15 protein-coding genes are annotated in these 18,064 nt (G+C 46.3%); 12 read left to right on the forward strand and 3 right to left on the reverse strand.

What is annotated here, in order from left to right; genetic code table 11:
• Nucleotides 1-137: 137 nt before the first annotated feature.
• From OCU74_RS00850 to OCU74_RS00875, 6 genes are all read left to right on the forward strand, one after another.
• The gene (locus tag OCU74_RS00850) at nt 138-575 is read left to right on the forward strand and encodes a BspA family leucine-rich repeat surface protein (RefSeq protein WP_087481629.1); all 438 of its coding nucleotides are present in this window, start codon (nt 138-140) and stop codon (nt 573-575) included.
• Nucleotides 576-598: 23 nt separating this feature from the next.
• Nucleotides 599-1,789: a BspA family leucine-rich repeat surface protein gene (locus tag OCU74_RS00855; protein WP_087481628.1), complete on the forward strand. Its 1,191-nt coding sequence runs from the start codon at nt 599-601 to the stop codon at nt 1,787-1,789.
• Between the two features lie 354 nt (nt 1,790-2,143).
• Nucleotides 2,144-2,407, forward strand: a complete 264-nt coding sequence (locus OCU74_RS00860; protein WP_087481627.1) for a hypothetical protein — start codon at nt 2,144-2,146, stop codon at nt 2,405-2,407.
• A gap of 102 nt (nt 2,408-2,509) precedes the next feature.
• A complete protein-coding gene (locus tag OCU74_RS00865; RefSeq protein ID WP_087481626.1) occupies nt 2,510-5,272 on the forward strand; it encodes an immune inhibitor A domain-containing protein in 2,763 nt (920 codons plus the stop codon).
• 149 nt (nt 5,273-5,421) lie between these two features.
• Nucleotides 5,422-6,060 (forward strand): DUF4937 domain-containing protein, encoded by a 639-nt coding sequence (locus tag OCU74_RS00870; RefSeq protein ID WP_159457438.1) that lies wholly within the window; start codon nt 5,422-5,424, stop codon nt 6,058-6,060.
• A gap of 223 nt (nt 6,061-6,283) precedes the next feature.
• On the forward strand, nt 6,284-6,730 hold the full coding sequence (locus OCU74_RS00875) for a nuclear transport factor 2 family protein (RefSeq protein WP_087481624.1): 447 nt from the start codon (nt 6,284-6,286) through the stop codon (nt 6,728-6,730).
• A 100-nt stretch (nt 6,731-6,830) separates the two neighbouring features.
• On the opposite strand, the gene gorA is transcribed toward OCU74_RS00875, so the two are convergent.
• Both gorA and OCU74_RS00885 read right to left on the reverse strand, forming a co-directional pair.
• Entirely contained in the window at nt 6,831-8,186 is a 1,356-nt protein-coding gene (gorA, locus tag OCU74_RS00880) for a glutathione-disulfide reductase (RefSeq protein ID WP_087481623.1), read from the reverse strand.
• A gap of 73 nt (nt 8,187-8,259) precedes the next feature.
• Complete coding sequence (locus tag OCU74_RS00885) at nt 8,260-9,099, reverse strand: 23S rRNA (adenine(2030)-N(6))-methyltransferase RlmJ (protein WP_087481622.1); 840 nt, start codon at nt 9,097-9,099, stop codon at nt 8,260-8,262.
• 206 nt (nt 9,100-9,305) lie between these two features.
• On the opposite strand from OCU74_RS00885, the gene prlC reads away from it, so the two are divergent.
• The 6 genes from prlC to OCU74_RS00915 all read left to right on the forward strand — a co-directional run bounded on the left by prlC (nt 9,306) and on the right by OCU74_RS00915 (nt 15,275).
• Nucleotides 9,306-11,348, forward strand: coding sequence for an oligopeptidase A (gene prlC / locus OCU74_RS00890; RefSeq protein ID WP_087481621.1), 2,043 nt, complete (start codon nt 9,306-9,308; stop codon nt 11,346-11,348).
• 213 nt (nt 11,349-11,561) lie between these two features.
• Complete coding sequence (gene uvrD, locus OCU74_RS00895) at nt 11,562-13,736, forward strand: DNA helicase II (RefSeq protein ID WP_087481620.1); 2,175 nt, start codon at nt 11,562-11,564, stop codon at nt 13,734-13,736.
• Between the two features lie 32 nt (nt 13,737-13,768).
• Nucleotides 13,769-14,071 (forward strand): TfoX/Sxy family protein, encoded by a 303-nt coding sequence (locus OCU74_RS00900; RefSeq protein WP_087481619.1) that lies wholly within the window; start codon nt 13,769-13,771, stop codon nt 14,069-14,071.
• A gap of 61 nt (nt 14,072-14,132) precedes the next feature.
• Entirely contained in the window at nt 14,133-14,480 is a 348-nt protein-coding gene (locus OCU74_RS00905) for a hypothetical protein (protein WP_087481618.1), read from the forward strand.
• Nucleotides 14,481-14,497: 17 nt separating this feature from the next.
• Nucleotides 14,498-14,869: a N(4)-acetylcytidine aminohydrolase gene (yqfB, locus tag OCU74_RS00910; RefSeq protein WP_087481617.1), complete on the forward strand. Its 372-nt coding sequence runs from the start codon at nt 14,498-14,500 to the stop codon at nt 14,867-14,869.
• Between the two features lie 202 nt (nt 14,870-15,071).
• Nucleotides 15,072-15,275, forward strand: a complete 204-nt coding sequence (locus OCU74_RS00915; RefSeq protein WP_087481616.1) for a hypothetical protein — start codon at nt 15,072-15,074, stop codon at nt 15,273-15,275.
• Between the two features lie 637 nt (nt 15,276-15,912).
• Here the strand turns inward: OCU74_RS00915 and ggt are convergent.
• A complete protein-coding gene (gene ggt / locus OCU74_RS00920; protein ID WP_390623635.1) occupies nt 15,913-17,658 on the reverse strand; it encodes a gamma-glutamyltransferase in 1,746 nt (581 codons plus the stop codon).
• Between the last annotated feature and the right edge of the window lie 406 nt (nt 17,659-18,064).

Genomic DNA, 18,064 nt, shown 5'->3' on the forward strand with positions numbered 1-18,064 from the left:
TTTATCATTATTGATTGATTTTAATGTGACATAACGCCTTGTTTTATCAATTGATCATATCCGATTTATGAATGGACGTTATTTCATTATCGTTTTATTAATATAATGGTCAGTTCTGACTCAGATGAATTAACTCTATGAAACTAAAGTCTATTTTATTTACCTGTACGCTGTTAAGTATCATTCCTTGTTTAGCGGATGAAGCCACGACCATCACTTGCGCATCAAACCCGTCCGGAACTGTCATGATTGAGGAAGACCGACTTTATGTTGTCGTGGATAACAAGTTGATCCGTGACGCTGATTACTGGCAGAACTTTCTTGATGGCAATATTCAGCTTTGTACGACCCATGTCACTGATATGAGTGACTTATTTGCTAACAACAAATTCTTTAATCAGGACATCAGTCAATGGGATACCAGTCATGTCACCAATATGGACCGGATGTTTTCTGCTGCGAGCCGTTTTAACCGGGATTTGTCCACCTGGTCGGTTGAGCACGTTAAGCACCACGCTGATTTTTCCCGAAACAGCGGCCTGTCCGGAGACTCTCTCCCTGTCTTCCCACAATAGCGTCTATTCATACTAGGAAAAAAATGAAACACATACTTACATCACTTCTATTTGGTTCGGCAGTACTTGCCAGCCACAATACTTATGCCGCAGACATTTCGGTCAAATGCCCGGATGCAGCGGTTAACTCAGTTATGATTGAAAATGGCAAGGTTTATGTTGTCGTTGATAATGCACTGATCAGAAACGAAGCGTTGCTGGATAATTTAGAGCAGGGACATATTTATTTTTGTACCACTCAGGTTACGAATATGGACAGCTTACTCAGAGCGCGTGAAACGTTTAATGCCGATATCAGTGACTGGGACACATCGAATGTGACCAGTATGTCTGCTATGTTTTCTATGGCCACAGCCTTTAATCAGAATATCGGTCAATGGAACACTTCTCAGGTGACGAATATGGCCGCCATGTTTTACCGGGCCAAAGCTTTTAACCAAGATATTGGTAACTGGGACACATCAAAAGTTACCTTGGCATTCAGCATGTTCAATGAAGCAGAGACATTTAACCAGGATATTGGCTATTGGGATATGTCGAATGTGACTTTGATAGACGCGATGTTCAAACATGCGAAAGCTTTCAATCAGGATATCGGGTACTGGGATACATCCAGCGCAACCAATATGGGTGGTATGTTCACAGGTGCAGAAGCATTTAACCAGGACATCGGTTATTGGGACACGTCCAATGTAACCAATATGGGCAATATGTTCCAGAATGCCAAAGCCTTTAACCAGGATATTGGTTATTGGGATACGTCTAAGGTGAAGTCCATGACGAGAATGTTTGCCGGTGCGCAGGCGTTTAACCAGAATATTGGTTACTGGGATACCTCGAATGTCACGAGAATGGACTATATGTTTAACAGTGCCTGGGCATTTGACCAGAATATTGGTCATTGGGATACGTCGAATGTCACCAATATGGAATGGATGTTTTCGGGAGCAAAAGTTTTTAACCAGGATATTGGCCGCTGGAATACATCGAAGGTTACGAAAATGGCGAGTATGTTTAGTGGGACAAGAGCCTTTAATCAGGATATCGGCCATTGGGATACGTCGAATGTGCAATCCATGCGTAACATGTTTAGAGTCACAAAAGCTTTCTCTCAGGATCTGACGAACTGGAACGTGAGTCATGTGACAGATCATACTGATTTTGCTCTGGACAGTGTTCTAACGGAAGCTCAATTGCCATATTTTGTTGAATAAATATCGGTTTCACTAAATGCTCAAAAACCAGTGCCTGATGAACCGGCACTGGTTTTTTTATGAAATTGGGAACTGAGATTAAATTGTTTAATTTTGTGAGATTAACCCAAATATACGCCTGTATAAATAATTCAATTATTATAAATTATTTTATTTAATAGTTTTGTTAATATTAATTAATCAGCTGGCAATATAATGATTGCAATGGGAAACAACAAAAAATATTCCTATCTATTCACTTTTTTATCAATTAATTATGGTTATCCAACAAAGTATTTTAATTAAAATTATCTATTGAATTTTTGTGATTATAAATATATTTTGTAAAAATCATTTACAAAAATCACACTCAATATGAAAGCATGGATCGCATTTTTATTGACTTTTATCTTCTCAGTCCAAGTCTATTCAGGCTCTCTTCCTCAGGATGAGAAATTACTTCAGTCACTGATTCAGCGTGGTGTTATCTGTCAGGGGTTAACCTACGATGAACAGCAAGAGGCTCTGCGTATTTATCTGAGCGAAAGGCAAAAAATTAATAAAGATAAATCATCGGAAACAGCAGCAGAGCCTGAAGAAAATTCTTCTGAGTCGTGCATTGCACCACCTAAGAAATAACATCACATACAACGAAATCTGTTTATTTTGATTTCTGTCTTTAATCAAAGACCAGAAAACGTTGGCTATTCGTAAACACAAAAAATAAAGAAGGATTATCAAATGATAAAAATAAGGAAAACATTGCTCATGACAGCAATGATGACCTGTTTTGGCATTAGCACTTATTCTCATGCAGACGCCCCGGTTGATATGGGTGTGGCCAATGAAGAAAAACTGATTGAAATGCTTGTCCGCAAGGGAATTGTTGACAGTAATGCATCTGAAGCAGAAAAACATCGTGCCCTGCAAGAATATCTTGCCAAAAAAATAAATAATGGATTTAAAGGTGATGACCAGCTCGGGAAAAAAGCACTGCTCAAAAGAGCAAAAGTGCTTAAATCAATTAAGGCTGGCAAAGGGAATCAAAAACTAAATGTCTTTGCTCTGGATGTCAGCCAGAAACGCAATGACAAAATTCTTGCCCTGCTGATTGATTTTCCCGATCTGCCATGGGATGACAACAGACTGACACCAGAATTCACTGATATGTTCTATAAAAGCTATCCCGCAGAACATTATCAGTCTTTATTATTCTCTGATAGCGGTTATGCCGGGCCGGACGGTCAGAATCTGATCTCGATGCGTCAGTATTATCATCAGGAATCAGGCGACAGCTATGGTGTTTCCGGTCAGGTGATGGGCTGGTATCACGCTTCTCATAATGCGGCTTATTATGGTGGACATTCTGCATCGGGCGGTAATGACATCAACCCTCAGCAACTCGTCCGGGAAGCGCTCGATCAACTCGCCAAAGATCCCAATATTAATCTGGCTGATTATGATATTGAAGATCGCTACGACTATGACAACGACGGGGATTACCGTGAACCCGACGGAGTGATCGACCACCTGATGGTTTTCCACTCTTCTGTCGGTGAAGAAGCTGGTGGTGGTGTTCTTGGTGATGATGCCATCTGGTCACACCGTCATAACTTAGGGCAGTTCTATGTTCTGGAAGGAACACAGAGTACGGTTCCGGGAAGATTCAACGGTCAGTATGCAGCTTATGACTACACGATACAGCCTATTGATGCTGCCGCGGGTGTCTGTTCACATGAATACGGGCATGATCTGGGCTTGCCGGATGAATATGACACGCAGTATACGGGTAAAGGCGAGCCGGTTTCCTATTGGTCAATTATGGCTTCAGGTAGCTGGGGCGGAACAGTTCCCGGAACAGAACCGACAGCATTTTCAGGCTGGTCTAAACAATTCCTGCAAAATGCGATTGGTGGCAACTGGGTTGCAAGCCAACAAATCACTCTGGATGAGCTGGATAAACGTGCCCAGGTGATCGAGCTGCACCAGACCACGGACACCGATCTGCAGAATCTGGTCAAAATTCCGCTGCCACCAAAACAAGTTGCGGATCTGGCTCCTTATGAAGGCAGTTATGATTTTTACTCAGATAAAGGGGATAGTCTGAATAACAAGATGCACCGGACTTTAACTATTCCGGAGGCATCCAAAGTTATCCTGAAGTTCAAAGCCTGGTATCAAATCGAGAAAGACTATGACTTTGCCCGGGTTACGGTCAATGGTCAGTCTGTTGCCGGCAACATCACAACCATGGAAGATCCACAGACAACCGGATTGGTTCCGGCAATCTCAGGTGAATCCGATGGCTGGATCGATGCTGAATTTGATTTATCCCAGTGGGCGGGTCAGGACATCGATTTAGGTTTTGAATATGTCACGGATGGCGGTCTGGCAATGGCTGGCTTCTATCTGGATAATCTGGAACTTGAAGCTGATGGTGTCACCACACTTATTGATGATGCAGAAGGCACTTCTACTTTCACGTTTGACGGTTTCCGTCTGAATAATGGCTATCATACTGCCGATCACTATTACCTGTTACAGTGGAGAAGCCATAATGGTGTCGATGGTGGTTTAGGTCACATCCGTCGTTTTAATAAGCTGATGTCCTTCGAACCCGGACTATTGGTCTGGTATGTGGATGAATCATTAACAGATAACTGGGTTGGTAATCATCCTGGTGAAGGCTGGCTGGGTGTGGTTGATGCTGACCAGAATGCATTGATCTGGGCCAATACCGGGGAGGCTGCACAAACCCGTTATCAGGTTCGTGATGCTGCATTCTCATTACAGGATCAGGCGCCACTACACTTAGAAAACAGTGATGGAGATATTCTGGAAGATAACAGCCTGATTGCCACATCAGGGTTTGCCGATGATCAGGACTATAGTGATCCGGACCAACCCGATGCCGGACGGCTTCTGACTGAAATGGGTTTACAAATCGACGTGCTGGAACACGGAGAAAACAATCAGTATGGTCTGATCAAGATCTCTAAAGTATCCGCCCCCAATGTTGCTCCTGAAGCTGACTTTGATTTCACCGTGGATGACCTGACGGTTTCAGCGGTCAATCTCAGTCAGGATAGCGATGGAAAAATTGTCAGCTACTTCTGGGATTTCGGTAACGGTCAGACAAGCACATCAGCTTCTCCAACCTGGACATACGAACACCAGGGAACTTATCACGTTTCACTGACGGTCACAGATGATCAGGGAGCAACCGGCACAACCGACAAAGAAGTTACCGTCGCCGCGCCAAACGAGGCTCCGATCGCTCAGGCTCTGTATGTGAACTTCGGTCGTCATGTCGCTATGTTGTCAACCAGTTGGGATCCGGAGGGACGTATTGTTGATACAAAATGGACACTCCCGGATGGTGAAGAGAAGCATGGACTGGTATTGTTACACACGTTCCCTGAACATGGACAATATGAAGTGTTATTGACCGTGACTGATGAAGACGGGAAATCAACAACCAAGCCGTTCACATTTACGCTATAAGGATAAACTGCGTATGTTTATCCGATAAAAGTGCAGCCATCCGGCTGCACTTTTATATTATGAGTAAATCAGAGCTGTTAATCTGAGTTGATGTTGTGATATGAAATCTGAATTTGATGCTGCCCGAATACTGTAAGGAGAAAAGTATTGTGATCATTAAATTAATCACCTGTCAGGTTGAAAAAGATCAGAAACAGAATTTTTCCCGGAGTCAGCAGGCTTGGGGGAAATTGAGCGATATTGACGGCTTTGCAGGACAGTTCGGAGGATGGAATAAGTCTGAGGATCAGGCAATTGTTATCGGTGTCTGGGATTCATACGCACATGTTCAGCAATTTATGGCATCTGTTCATGATGAGATATTTTTGAGCAGTGGTCAGCAGAATACATATCAGCAATGTGAAGTACACTATTTTGAAAAAGTACTCACTATCCGATCTTTAACCAATATTACAGAACCAACCAATCATGGCATATTTCGGGTTGCTTATTGTCGAGGGGTTCAGGATACCGAACGCTTCTTATGTGATCAGCGAGAGGTGTGGAACGTTTACATGGGGCGGGCAGATGGCATGCTTGGTGGTTACGTTTTAAGAAGTCTTGAGCATGATGATTATTTTGTGGTTATTTCGCATTGGGCATCAGAACAGCACCACCAAAACTATGTTCAGCATATTTTCCCTGAATTGATCAATAAAGTTGAGCCTGCGAACTATATTAAAGATCTCTCCGGGTGTTTGATTCAGGAAGAACAAGCCTGGCAAGTCGAGCCACACCAGAGTAAGTAGACGAATCAGTCAATTCATTCCTCTATAAGTCCTACGGTAGATTGAGCCGCATGATGTGGTGACTTCTATCCGATTTACTTATTTTATTTATTATTTCATAGACCTATATGTGTGACATTTCTCATAAGGTGATGGTATGTTATACCGGACTATATGAACAAAGTCATACGGCAGGATGCTGTCTAATAATTATCAGTAAAAAAAGAAGTTCAGAGGAGAATTTATGAAAAAGTCATTTTTAATCATTGCGTTGATGTTTATTTGCAACAGTGTTATGGCAGGAACGAACTCACTGGAATCGAATAAAAAGTTAGTCGTTGATTTTTATACGCAGGTTTTACTTCATGGCAGGGCTGATGTCATCGATCAATATATTGGCGATGAGTATATTCAGCATAACCCGACTGTCGCAAGTGGTAAGGAAGCTTTCCGGCAGTTAATTGAAAGCTTCCCGCCAAGAGACAAAAATGCGCCACCATCAGGTAAAATCGTGCGGGTTGTAGCAGAAGGTGATTTAGTGGTTTTACACGTGAACAACTATTATTGGCCCGGTTCTAATGGTGGTGCGATCGTTGATATCTTTCGGGTAAAAAACAACAAAATCGTTGAGCACTGGGATGTGATTCAGGCCATTCCGGATTCATCAAAGAACGACAATACAATGTTTTAGGTGAACTCCATCTAACTAAAAAAACAGCACCATCTATGCAGGATAGATGGTGCTGTTTATATTTTCAGATTTCTAAATGTGTACTTAATGCATTACTACATTAAGTCATCGTCACAAACTCTTCCGACCCAGTCGGGTGAATTGCAACTACAGCATCGAAGTCTGCTTTAGTGGCGCCCATTTTCATGGCGACGCCGAAGCCCTGAATCATTTCATCAACGGCAAAGCCGATGCCGTGTAAGCCGACGACTTTTTCATCCGGGCCGACACAGACCAGTTTCATCCGGCATGGCTGACGATGTTGGGTGACTGCGGTGTACATGGCAGTAAAACCGGACTTGTAGACTTTAACGTTTTCTGCGCCGAATTTGGCAACCGCTTCCGGTTCGGTCAGGCCGATGGTGCCGATTGGCGGGTGGCTAAAGACGACGGTCGGAACCAGTTCATAGTCCATTTTGGCATTGGGTTTGTTGTTGAACAGACGTTCAGACAACTGGCGTCCGGCTTTTACCGCAACCGGAGTCAGTTCAATACCACCTTCCATGATGTCGCCGACACAGTAAATACCCGCAACATTGGTTTGCTGGTATTCATCGACTTTGATGTAGCCCTTGTCATTGGTCGCTACGCCGGTTGCGGCCAGATTGATAGCATCGGTTGCCGGATGACGGCCAATCGCCCAGATAACCTGATCGACATTCTGATGTGCACCGTTTTCCAGATGCAGTGTCAGGCTGCCGTCCGCTTCTTTAACAATTTCTTTTGGAACGGAATGCGTATGCAGGGTCGGACCTTCCGCTGCCATCACTTCCACCAGCGTTTCAATCACCATTGGGTCAAAACTGCGTAGCGGGGATTCTTTCCGGCAGAACAGATGGGTTTCTGTGCCTAATGCATTGAGAACTCCGGCAATTTCAACAGCAATATAACCGGCACCAAGCACGGCAACCCGTTTAGGTTGTTCCTGTAGATCAAAGAATCCGTTGGAATCGATACCGTATTCGGCACCCGGAATATTCGGAATGGTCGGACGGCCGCCGACGGCAATCAGGATATGATCGGCGGTGTAATGTTCACCATTAACTTCAACAGTTTTGGCATCGACAAATTTAGCGAAGCCGCGAATCACTTCGACTTTGTTGTTGCCCAGAACACGATCATAAGATTCGTGGATCCGGCCGATATAAGCCTGACGGCTTTCAACCAGTTTTGACCAGTCGAAGCCGTTGAGCTGGGCATCGAAACCGTAGTCTTTAGCGTACAGATGAATGGCTTCAGCGATCTGAGCGCCGTGCCACATGACTTTCTTCGGCACACAGCCGACATTGACACAGGTGCCGCCTAAATCTTTGGCTTCAATCAGCGCGACTTTGGCACCATACCGTGCTGCACGGTTGGCAGAAGCGATACCACCGCTGCCACCACCAATACAGATATAATCAAAATGTGTTGCCATTACTTTCTCCGTTATTTTAAGTCTGTCATTGTATTTGGGCGCAATTATTCCAGCGATTTATTCCGGGACCGATTTATTCCGGAACAATCCAGCGTAGCGTTGTATGCCCGGTTTGGGGGGCGATAACCGATTGCAGATACGGTAAAATTTCTTGCATCTGCGTTTCCAGAGTCCAGGGAGGATTAATCACAATCATCCCGGAAGCGGTCATACCCCGTTCGTTGCTATCCGGTGTAACGCCTAACTCGACCTGTAATATTTTACGAATTCCCAATGATTCTAATCCGGTCAGCATATCATCAATATTCGCACGGTAAACCACGGGATACCAAATCGCATAGATACCGGTGGCCCAACGCTTATAGCTTGCTGCGATAGCTTTGACCACATCCTGATATTCATGAGCCAGTTCATAAGGCGGATCAATCAGCACCAGCCCGCGCCGTTCTTTCGGTGGCAGGCTAGCCTTGAGGCGGCTGAAACCGTCGTCTTTATAAATGTTCACCTGTTGATCGCGATGAAATTCCTGTTGCAGGAGTGGGTAATCGCTCGGATGAAGTTCCGTGAGCACCATCCGATCCTGAGCTCTCAAATGAGCTTTGGCGACCCGGGGAGAACCGGGATAGTAGCGCAGCTCGCCGGATGGGTTGAGTGCACGAATCGCTGCGAGATAGCTATTCAGTTCAGATGGAATCTGTTCCTGTTGCCACAATCTGGCAATCCCCTGTTTGAATTCGCCGGTTTTCTCCGACCATTCATGCGTTAAGTCGTACCGGCCCGCTCCCGAGTGGGTATCGTGGTAGACGAAGGGTTTGTCTTTCTTTTGCAGCGCAGTCAGAATCAGACTCTGTACCGTGTGTTTGAGTACATCGGCGTGATTGCCTGCATGAAAACTGTGTCGGTAACTTAACAAAGTGTGTTCTCCGGACCGGGTGTTGGTGAATACAGAATAGCTGCGATTATACGTGAATATGACATCGTTGTGATGATATGTTGCTATTGAAAATCGTAGAATCTACCTATATTTACTATTTGTATGCCCTATTGGCTTTCAGATGCTGTTTCAGCGAGAATCATCTGTATGTATGCCTGATGCTTTCAAAATAAAAGGAATCGTTTATGTCGAACCCGCTGCTTACTTTTACGGATTTGCCTCCGTTTTCTCAGATCAAACCCGAACATATCAAACCGGCTGTTGAACAGGCGATTGAAAACTGCCGGACAAAAATAACAGAAGTTCTGGAAGGCAATACGCAGCCAGGCTGGGATAACCTGATCGCTCCGATTGAGGAAGTGGATGATGTTTTAAGCCGCATCTGGTCTCCGGTCAGTCATATGAATTCTGTGGTGAACAGTGAAGCGTTGCGGGAAGCCTATGAAAGTTGTCTGCCACTGTTGTCTGAGTATGGAACCTGGGTCGGGCAGCATAAAGGCCTGTTTGACGCGTATAAAAAAATTCGTGAGAGCGAAGAATATGAAACTTTGTCCCGGGCACAACAAAAAACGATTCATGATGCATTAAGAGACTTTGAACTGTCTGGTATCGGTCTGCCGCTGGCAGAGCAGAAGCGCTATGGTGAAATCAGCAAGCGGATGTCTGAGTTAGGCTCGAAGTTCTCTAACAATGTTCTTGATGCCACGATGGGCTGGACCAAACACATCACCGATGAATCCGAATTGTCCGGTTTCCCTGAGAGTGCGCTGGCGGCGGCAAAAGCGGCGGCTGAAGCAAAAGGAAAAGAAGGCTTTCTGCTGACGCTGGAAATGCCGTCTTATCTGCCGGTGATGACTTATTGTGACAACCGGGCGCTTCGGCAGGAAATGTACGAAGCCTATGTGACTCGTGCTTCTGATCGCGGTCCGAACGCTGGGAAGTGGGACAACAGTGACATTATTGCCGAACAGCTCAAACTGCGTCACGAAATTGCCAAGATGCTGGATTTCAATTCCTTTAGTGAAAAATCACTGGCAACCAAAATGGCTGAGTCTCCGGATCAGGTGCTGACTTTTCTCAATGATCTGGCCAAACGGGCTAAGCCTCAGGGTGAGAAAGAGGTGCAGGAGCTGCGTGACTTCGCCAAAGAACACTTCGGTGTCGAGGAGCTGGAGTTGTGGGATATTGCTTACTATAGCGAAAAACAGAAACAGCACCTGTTCCAGATTTCTGACGAAGAGCTGCGTCCTTATTTCCCTGAAACTAAAGTGGTCAGTGGTTTATTTGAAGTACTCAAACGCGTGTTTGGGATGAGTGTGCAGGAACGCGAAGGCGTTGATGCCTGGCACGAGTCGGTGCGGTTTTTTGAAATTTACGATCAGAACGAGCAACTGCGCGGCAGCTTCTATCTGGACTTGTATGCCCGTGAACATAAGCGTGGCGGTGCGTGGATGGATGAGTGTCGTGGCCGGCGGATTACTTTGTCCGGTGAACTTCAGTCTCCGGTGGCTTACCTGACCTGTAACTTTAATAAACCGGTTGGCGGAAAACCGGCATTATTCACTCATGATGAAGTGGTGACGCTATTCCACGAGTTCGGTCATGGCATTCATCATATGCTGACTCAGGTCGAAGTCGGTGCGGTTTCCGGTATCAGTGGTGTGCCGTGGGATGCCGTTGAACTGCCAAGTCAGTTCCTGGAAAACTGGTGCTGGGAAGAGGAAGCACTGGCTTTCATCTCTGGTCACTATGAAACCGGCGAACCTTTACCGAAAGAGATGCTGGAGAAAATGCTGGCTGCGAAGAACTTCCAGTCTGCAATGTTTATTCTGCGTCAGTTAGAGTTCGGTCTGTTCGATTTCACCCTGCACACCGATTATGATCCGGATCTTGGCCCGCGTGTGCTGGAGACACTGGCAGATGTGAAAGCGAAAGTGGCGGTATTGCCGAGCCTGGAATGGAACCGTTTCTCGCATAGCTTCAGTCATATTTTTGCTGGCGGTTACAGTGCCGGGTATTACAGCTACCTCTGGGCTGAAGTGCTCTCTTCTGATGCGTTCTCCCGTTTCGAGGAAGAAGGGATCTTCAATCCGGAAACCGGGCAGAGCTTCCTGCACAATATTCTGGAAATGGGTGGCAGTGAAGAGCCGATGGAACTGTTCAAACGATTCCGGGGCCGTGAGCCACAGATCGACGCCTTGCTGCGTCATTCCGGGATTGCTGCTTAGTTTGCAGTTGTTTTATTTACAAGCGTTGAAACCTGCCTCCGGGCAGGTTTTTTTATTGCTGTGATTCTGATTTTTGTAGGTTGTGTGTCAACATGTCGAATGTCAGTCTGAATACGTTTGAACCATGCCGATAAATTTTTCTCTCAGGCGAGCATCTTATCGCCATTTATGGTTATAATCACAAGCTATGTATAAATAACCAGTGATGTCACCATGATGGATCCCTCTCTTTTAATCGACGGTTTAAACGACAAACAGCGGGAAGCAGTTGCAGCCCCTTTACAGAATCTGTTGGTACTGGCTGGTGCCGGGAGTGGAAAAACCCGGGTTCTGGTTCACCGGATTGCCTGGCTGATGACCGTTGAGGAAGCTTCTCCGTTTTCTATCATGTCGGTGACATTTACCAATAAAGCTGCGGCTGAAATGCGCGGGCGGATCGAAGCGCTAATGATGGGCAGTGCGTCAGGGATGTGGAACGGAACGTTTCACGGGATTTGTCACCGTATTCTGCGGGCGCATTATCTCGATGCGAAGTTGCCGGAAGATTTTCAGATTATCGATTCAGAAGATCAGATGCGGTTGATGCGACGGCTGATTAAAGCTCAGAATCTGGATGAAAAACAGTGGCCGGCGCGTCAGGTCTGCTGGTGGATTAACGGTAAGAAAGATGAGGGCATCCGGCCACAGCATATTGATACTTATCATGATCCGGTGACTACGACTTATCTCCGGTTATATCAGGCCTATCAGGAAGCCTGTGATCGGGCCGGTCTGGTGGATTTTGCCGAGATACTGCTGAGAACTCAGGAGCTGCTGCGGGAGAATCAGTTTATCCGCGAACATTATCAGGCGCGGTTTAAACATATTCTGGTCGATGAATTTCAGGATACCAACAATATTCAGTATGCCTGGCTGCGATTGATGGCCGGTCCGGACTGTCATGTGATGATTGTCGGTGATGATGACCAGTCGATTTACGGCTGGCGCGGTGCCAAAGTTGAAAATATCGAGAAATTTGCGCAGGAATTTCCCGCAGTAAATACCATCCGTCTTGAACAGAACTATCGTTCAACCCAGACCATTCTAGAGGCAGCCAATACCCTGATCGCCAATAACACCGAGCGGATGGGGAAAAACCTGTGGACAGAAGGACAGAAGGGCGAGTCGATTTCGGTTTATTCGGCCTATAACGAACTGGATGAAGCCCGTTTTGTGGTGAACAAAATTAAGGTCTGGCAGGATGAAGGTGGTGCTTTGCAGGAAACTGCTTTGCTGTACCGGAACAACGCTCAGTCGCGGGTGTTGGAAGAAGCATTGATTCAGGCCGGATTACCTTACCGGATTTATGGCGGGATGCGATTCTTCGAACGGCAGGAAATTAAAGATGCACTGTGCTATCTGCGTCTGATTTCAAACCGTAATGATGATGCGGCTTTTGAACGGGTCGTGAATACTCCGACACGCGGTCTGGGTGACAAAACGCTGGAAACGGTCCGTTTTGCTGCCCGAGAACGGGGCTGCACTATGTGGCAGGCGTGTGTCCAGTTACTGGAAGAAAAAGTGCTGGTTGGTCGTGCCGGTGGTGCGATGAGCCGCTTTGTCGAGTTAATCAATGCTCTGGAAGATGATACGTTTGAGATGCAGTTGCATCGTCAGACCGACCATGTGATTAAAGCCTCCGGTTTATATGCGATGTATGAGCAGGAAAAAGGTGAAAAATCGAAAGCCCGGTTGGAAAACTTAGAAGAGCTGGTGACTGCGACTCGTCAGTTTGAAAAGCCGGAAGAGGCGGAAGAAATGACGATGCTGACGGCATTTCTGACCCATGCTGCGCTGGAATCGGGAGAAGGGCAGGCCGATGAGTTCGATGATGCGGTGCAATTGATGACTCTGCATAGCGCCAAAGGTCTGGAGTTTCCGCTGGTGTTCATGGTCGGTGTGGAAGAAGGCATGTTCCCCAGCCTGATGTCAGCAGAAGAAGCCGGAAGACTGGAAGAAGAACGCCGTCTCTGTTACGTCGGGATGACCCGAGCGATGCAGAAGCTCTATATTACCTATGCTGAGATGCGTCGTTTGTACGGGCAGGATAAATATCATAAGCCGTCACGTTTTATTCGTGAACTGCCGGAAGGCTGTCTTGATGAAGTGCGGATGAAAGCTCAGGTCAGTCGCCCGGCCAGCAGTGGCCGTTTCAGTCAGAAAGTGGTGAAAGAGAGCTTCAATGAGACCGGCTTCAATCTGGGCAGCCGGGTCAAGCACCCGAAATTCGGTGAAGGCACCATCATTAATTTTGAAGGTGCAGGGCCGCAAAGCCGGGTTCAGGTTGCTTTTAATGGCGAAGGGATCAAATGGCTGGTAACGGCCTATGCGAAGCTGGAAGCGTTGTAGTCAGAGTTCAACATCAGAGAAGGATAACACTGATGCAAAAGCTTCGTGATCTGCAAGGGCTGGGACCCAAATCAGAACAGATGCTGACGGACGCCGGGATCGAATCCGTAGAGATGTTGCGGGAGTTGGGTGCGATTGCAGCATTTATCCGGGTTCGCCAGCAGGGGCCGGTCAAACCGAGTCTCAACCTGCTTTATGCATTAGTCGGTGCTTTGGAAGGCGAACACTGGCTGACTATTGCGAAACAGCAAAAAGCACAACTTATCATGCAACTGGAAGGCTTTGATGAGCTGGAAAAGTTATTTGCCTCAGAAGGTGAGACACTTAATTTATAAAGTGTAGTGATTCCACGATATCCGGCAGGTGACGTCTGACTTCGGAACAACAGAGGAAGATATGAATCAGCTTTTTACCTATATCTCTGCAATCAGACAGGAATCCGGTGCGCTCATTGCGGGACAACAATTATATCAGGATGTGACGGAAGAAGATGGCGTGCTGGTTGAGAATTCTGAATTAATCGTGACGTTTCATAATGGGGTTATCATGAAACAGAGTATCGAGTCTGAGCATCAGGAAGAGCCCACAGATTTAGCTTGTGCAGAATGCTGGATCAGTTATGAAATTATTTCCGAGCCGGAAGGTCTGCGCATTACCCCAAAGCGTAAGACGTTCATCAATACATGTCAGGAAGCATTCTGGTTAAAAATTAATGCAGTTCAGTCCGCGACGGACGAGCGTTGAGCTTTCGGAAGTTTCTCATGCTAACAATCCCAACCAAAATTACGTTTTTTGAGTTTCTGACTCCTTTCGTGGCTGCCGGTCTGAAAACCATTACGATCCGGGATCGGTCAGAGAGTCATTATGTGGTTGGCTCTCAGGTCGAAGTGTTTACGCTGGAGACCAATCAAAAGGTGTGTGACATTGAAATTGTTGCGGTTGAGCCGATCCGGTTTGACGAGATAAACCAATATCATGCCCGACAGGAACATCTGGAATTACCGAGACTTAAAGCGCTGATCCGGGAAGTTTACCCGGATACAGATGAGCTGTTTGTTGTGACATTTACGCTATCGTCTGTTGCTGAACCGAACCCTTCTGAATTCTCTCATCAAAGAGTCGCAGCTCTCTGACCTCGAAGATTGGTTATTTTTTATCCTTTTTATTCCTTGGAAGTTACGCGTTCTGCCCCTATTTTTAAAGTAGAAGGGTGTCGAAACTGTTTGTCACACTCGAAAAGCAGATAGCAGCGTTAAGATAAATAGCTTTGATACCGGAAAAATGATTCTGTGCTCGTTGTGAGCTCACTGTTGATGTCATCGTGAGGTGAATGCTATGAATCGTTGCTCATCAATCAAGTTTTCAATCGCTGAGTCCGGATATGACCGGGGTATGCACAACTGGCCTGCTGCAATGAGTTTTCCCCATTTTCCGGGGGGGCAGGAGTTTTCTATTGAGAATCAGTTACCCAAGCGACCACAGATCGTGGTGTTTACGATCGATCTGTCTCAGTTCTTGAATGAACGGGTTTTACACTAGCGTGTACTGGCTTTTCATGAGGGATTATTTTTTGCGGAGTAATCTCTGAGGGAGTTGCTGTTTGTTAGTATTGCTGTGGAACGATTCGGAATGTGCCAAGAAAAAACCCCGGGAGCAATGCTCACCGGGGTTCTATTCTTTGCTTGCAGCCATCCTGCTACCAATAAACGCGTCCTGCATCTAATCCCTGATCAGTCTGCTGAATCCTTCAGCCGATCCTTTCATCGCCTTCCTGGCTGTGTCCCTGACTTCCTGGTCTGTTAACGTTCCTCGTTAACGGCTTCCATCCCTGAACGGTTTCCTTTACATCATCCTGATGTGCTTCTACCCTTCCCGGGTGTGTCCATCGCCATCCCTGTTTCGTGACCATCCTGTCAACGAATCAATTCCTTTCGATGTCCCTGAATCAGCTCCCTGCTGACAAGTTCTATATTACTGTTCTGTTCCTTCCCGGCAATCTGCTGAATTCACAGAATCTTGATAGTTGGATGGTTGATAAATGTACTTTTCCTTTTTATTCAATCAATTATATTTATTGAAGCTGTAATGTCGTCAGTATGAATCTCTATTTGCTCACTCATCTGTGAGAGATATCTTACAAATGAGCGAGACAAACAGCTATGAGACTGGTTACTGATCATTCACCGATTGCAATACCTTCCCGGCGCGGATCGGCAGCTCCTTCAAGACCATCTTTGGTCAGACGGATTGCATGAAGACCAGAGTTCAGCCCCTGGATATTGACCGAGTAACCCATTTGTTCCAGTGCGGGTTTCAGTAATTCTGCCGATGTTCCCTGTTCCAGATCTATTGGGCCAAAGCGATCGACCACATGTGGCATATTTAGTGACTGCTGGATATCCTGTCCCCAGGTCAGGTGAGCGATGAGTGCCTGAGCGACATAGCCGATAATCCGGCTGCCACCTGGGGATCCGATTGCCAGATAAGGTTGTCCGTCTTTCAGCACCATGGTCGGAGCCATGGAAGAACGTGGACGTTTACCCGGTTCAACCCGGTTAGCGACCGGTGCATCACCGTCATGTGATTTGAAAGAAAAATCGGTGAGCTCGTTATTCAGCAGAAATCCCCGGACCATCAGACGGGAACCGAATCCATTTTCAACTGTTGTCGTGATAGAAACGACATTTCCTTCACGATCGACAATATTGAAATGGCTGGTACAGGGAAGTTCTATCGCCTGATCGGTGCCTAACTGCATCGCGTGCTGCCATGGAGGACTTCCGGCAGAGACATCAGTCAGTGGTTTGCCGCTCTGAATTAACTGTGCGCGTTGGGTAAGATAGTCTTTATCGACCAATCCCTGAGTCGGCATGGGAACGAAATCTTCATCGGCCATGTATTTACCCCGGTCGGCAAATGCCAGTTGAGATGCATCGGCGATGATCTGCCAGGATTTGGCACTGTCAGCTCCCCAGCCTTTGAGATCAAAGTGTTGCACCATGGAAAGGATCTGTCCGATGGTCAGCGCGCCGGAACTTGGTGGTCCCATACCGCAGACATCATAGCCCTGATAGTCTGCACACACGGGCTGACGTTCTTTGATGGTGTAGTTATTGAAGTCCGTCTGTGACAGAACTCCGGGGTTACCGGGTGCATTGCGTACGGTTGCAATAATATCTTTGGCGATGTCTCCGTGATAGAAGGCATCTGCACCACCGTCGGCAATCGCTTTCAGTGTTTGAGCATACTCTGGGTTTTTCAGCAATGTTCCCGCTGGTTTCGGGTTGCCCTGAGTGTCAAAGAAGTAATGGCGGGTTCCGGGATAGCGGCTCAGACGTTGGGTGTCATCGGAGACTTGTTTCGCCAGACGAGGGCTGATGTTGAACCCTTTTTCTGCCATTTGAATCGCTGGTTCGAAGAGTTTCTTCCAGGGCAGTTTGCCGTATTTCTGGTGGGTTTCCCATAAGAGCTTGACTGTACCGGGAGTTCCGACCGAGCGGCCACCGACCACAGCATCATAGAACTGTAGCGGTTGGCCTTTCTCATCAAGAAAGAGCTCAGGTGTTGCCTGTACCGGTGCTGTTTCTCTGGCATCAAATGTGGTCAGGTGTTGTTTTTTCTGATCCCAGTAGACCATAAAAGCACCGCCGCCGAGTCCGGATGATTGTGGCTCGACCAAACCGAGCATCAACTGAACGGCGACCATGGCATCAATGGCATTTCCGCCCTGACGGAGTATGTCGGCACCGGCTTTTGCAGCAATAGGGTTCGCCGCAGTGACCATCCATTGTTTGGCATGAGTCAGTGTTTTCACTTCACTTCCGGTGTTGATTTCCGGGGCGACGGAATCTGCAACCTGAGCAGCACTGACATGAAGGGCGGTAAGCAGCCCTGATAATATAAGTAGTTTCTTGGTTTTCACCTGTAAACCTCCGTGTTTGCTTAAGCAATAAAACAGATATGCAACGCTTAGATTGACAGCTAATCTCTTATAAATCCAGAGGTTTAAGGGTGCAGGTCAGTATCTATCATCATTGAGCAATATTACTAAATCGGGTGTTAGCAATACATTATTGCTATATACATTCAAAATAATAGAAAATTTATCCAGACATTAGCTTTTGCTTGATAGCATTAGTAGAGGTCAAATCTTCAGTCCATTTATATAGTATCAGGTATATATAGGCATATAACGTTCACAACTCAGAGTATCAATACAAAGTAATACTGTTACGCTTACAATAAATGCATTTTGTTGCATAGTTACCGTACCTATAATTACAACTGATAAAAAATCATAGATAGAATTAACGATCTATTAGAAAACT

The organism is Vibrio mangrovi (assembly GCF_024346955.1).
In the GTDB taxonomy this organism is placed as follows: Bacteria; Pseudomonadota; Gammaproteobacteria; order Enterobacterales; family Vibrionaceae; genus Vibrio; species Vibrio mangrovi.

What these genes read in the sequence shown, in the direction of transcription:
- OCU74_RS00855 (WP_087481628.1), top strand. Translation starts at nt 599, where the DNA reads ATGAAACACATACTTACATCACTTCTATTTGGTTCGGCAGTACTTGCC.
- OCU74_RS00860 (WP_087481627.1), top strand. Translation starts at nt 2,144, where the DNA reads ATGAAAGCATGGATCGCATTTTTATTGACTTTTATCTTCTCAGTCCAA.
- gorA (WP_087481623.1), bottom strand. Translation starts at nt 8,186, where the DNA reads ATGGCAACACATTTTGATTATATCTGTATTGGTGGTGGCAGCGGTGGT.
- OCU74_RS00915 (WP_087481616.1), top strand. Translation starts at nt 15,072, where the DNA reads ATGAATCGTTGCTCATCAATCAAGTTTTCAATCGCTGAGTCCGGATAT.
- prlC (WP_087481621.1), top strand. Translation starts at nt 9,306, where the DNA reads ATGTCGAACCCGCTGCTTACTTTTACGGATTTGCCTCCGTTTTCTCAG.
- OCU74_RS00905 (WP_087481618.1), top strand. Translation starts at nt 14,133, where the DNA reads ATGAATCAGCTTTTTACCTATATCTCTGCAATCAGACAGGAATCCGGT.
- OCU74_RS00900 (WP_087481619.1), top strand. Translation starts at nt 13,769, where the DNA reads ATGCAAAAGCTTCGTGATCTGCAAGGGCTGGGACCCAAATCAGAACAG.
- OCU74_RS00875 (WP_087481624.1), top strand. Translation starts at nt 6,284, where the DNA reads ATGAAAAAGTCATTTTTAATCATTGCGTTGATGTTTATTTGCAACAGT.
- OCU74_RS00850 (WP_087481629.1), top strand. Translation starts at nt 138, where the DNA reads ATGAAACTAAAGTCTATTTTATTTACCTGTACGCTGTTAAGTATCATT.
- OCU74_RS00865 (WP_087481626.1), top strand. Translation starts at nt 2,510, where the DNA reads ATGATAAAAATAAGGAAAACATTGCTCATGACAGCAATGATGACCTGT.
- uvrD (WP_087481620.1), top strand. Translation starts at nt 11,562, where the DNA reads ATGATGGATCCCTCTCTTTTAATCGACGGTTTAAACGACAAACAGCGG.
- yqfB (WP_087481617.1), top strand. Translation starts at nt 14,498, where the DNA reads ATGCTAACAATCCCAACCAAAATTACGTTTTTTGAGTTTCTGACTCCT.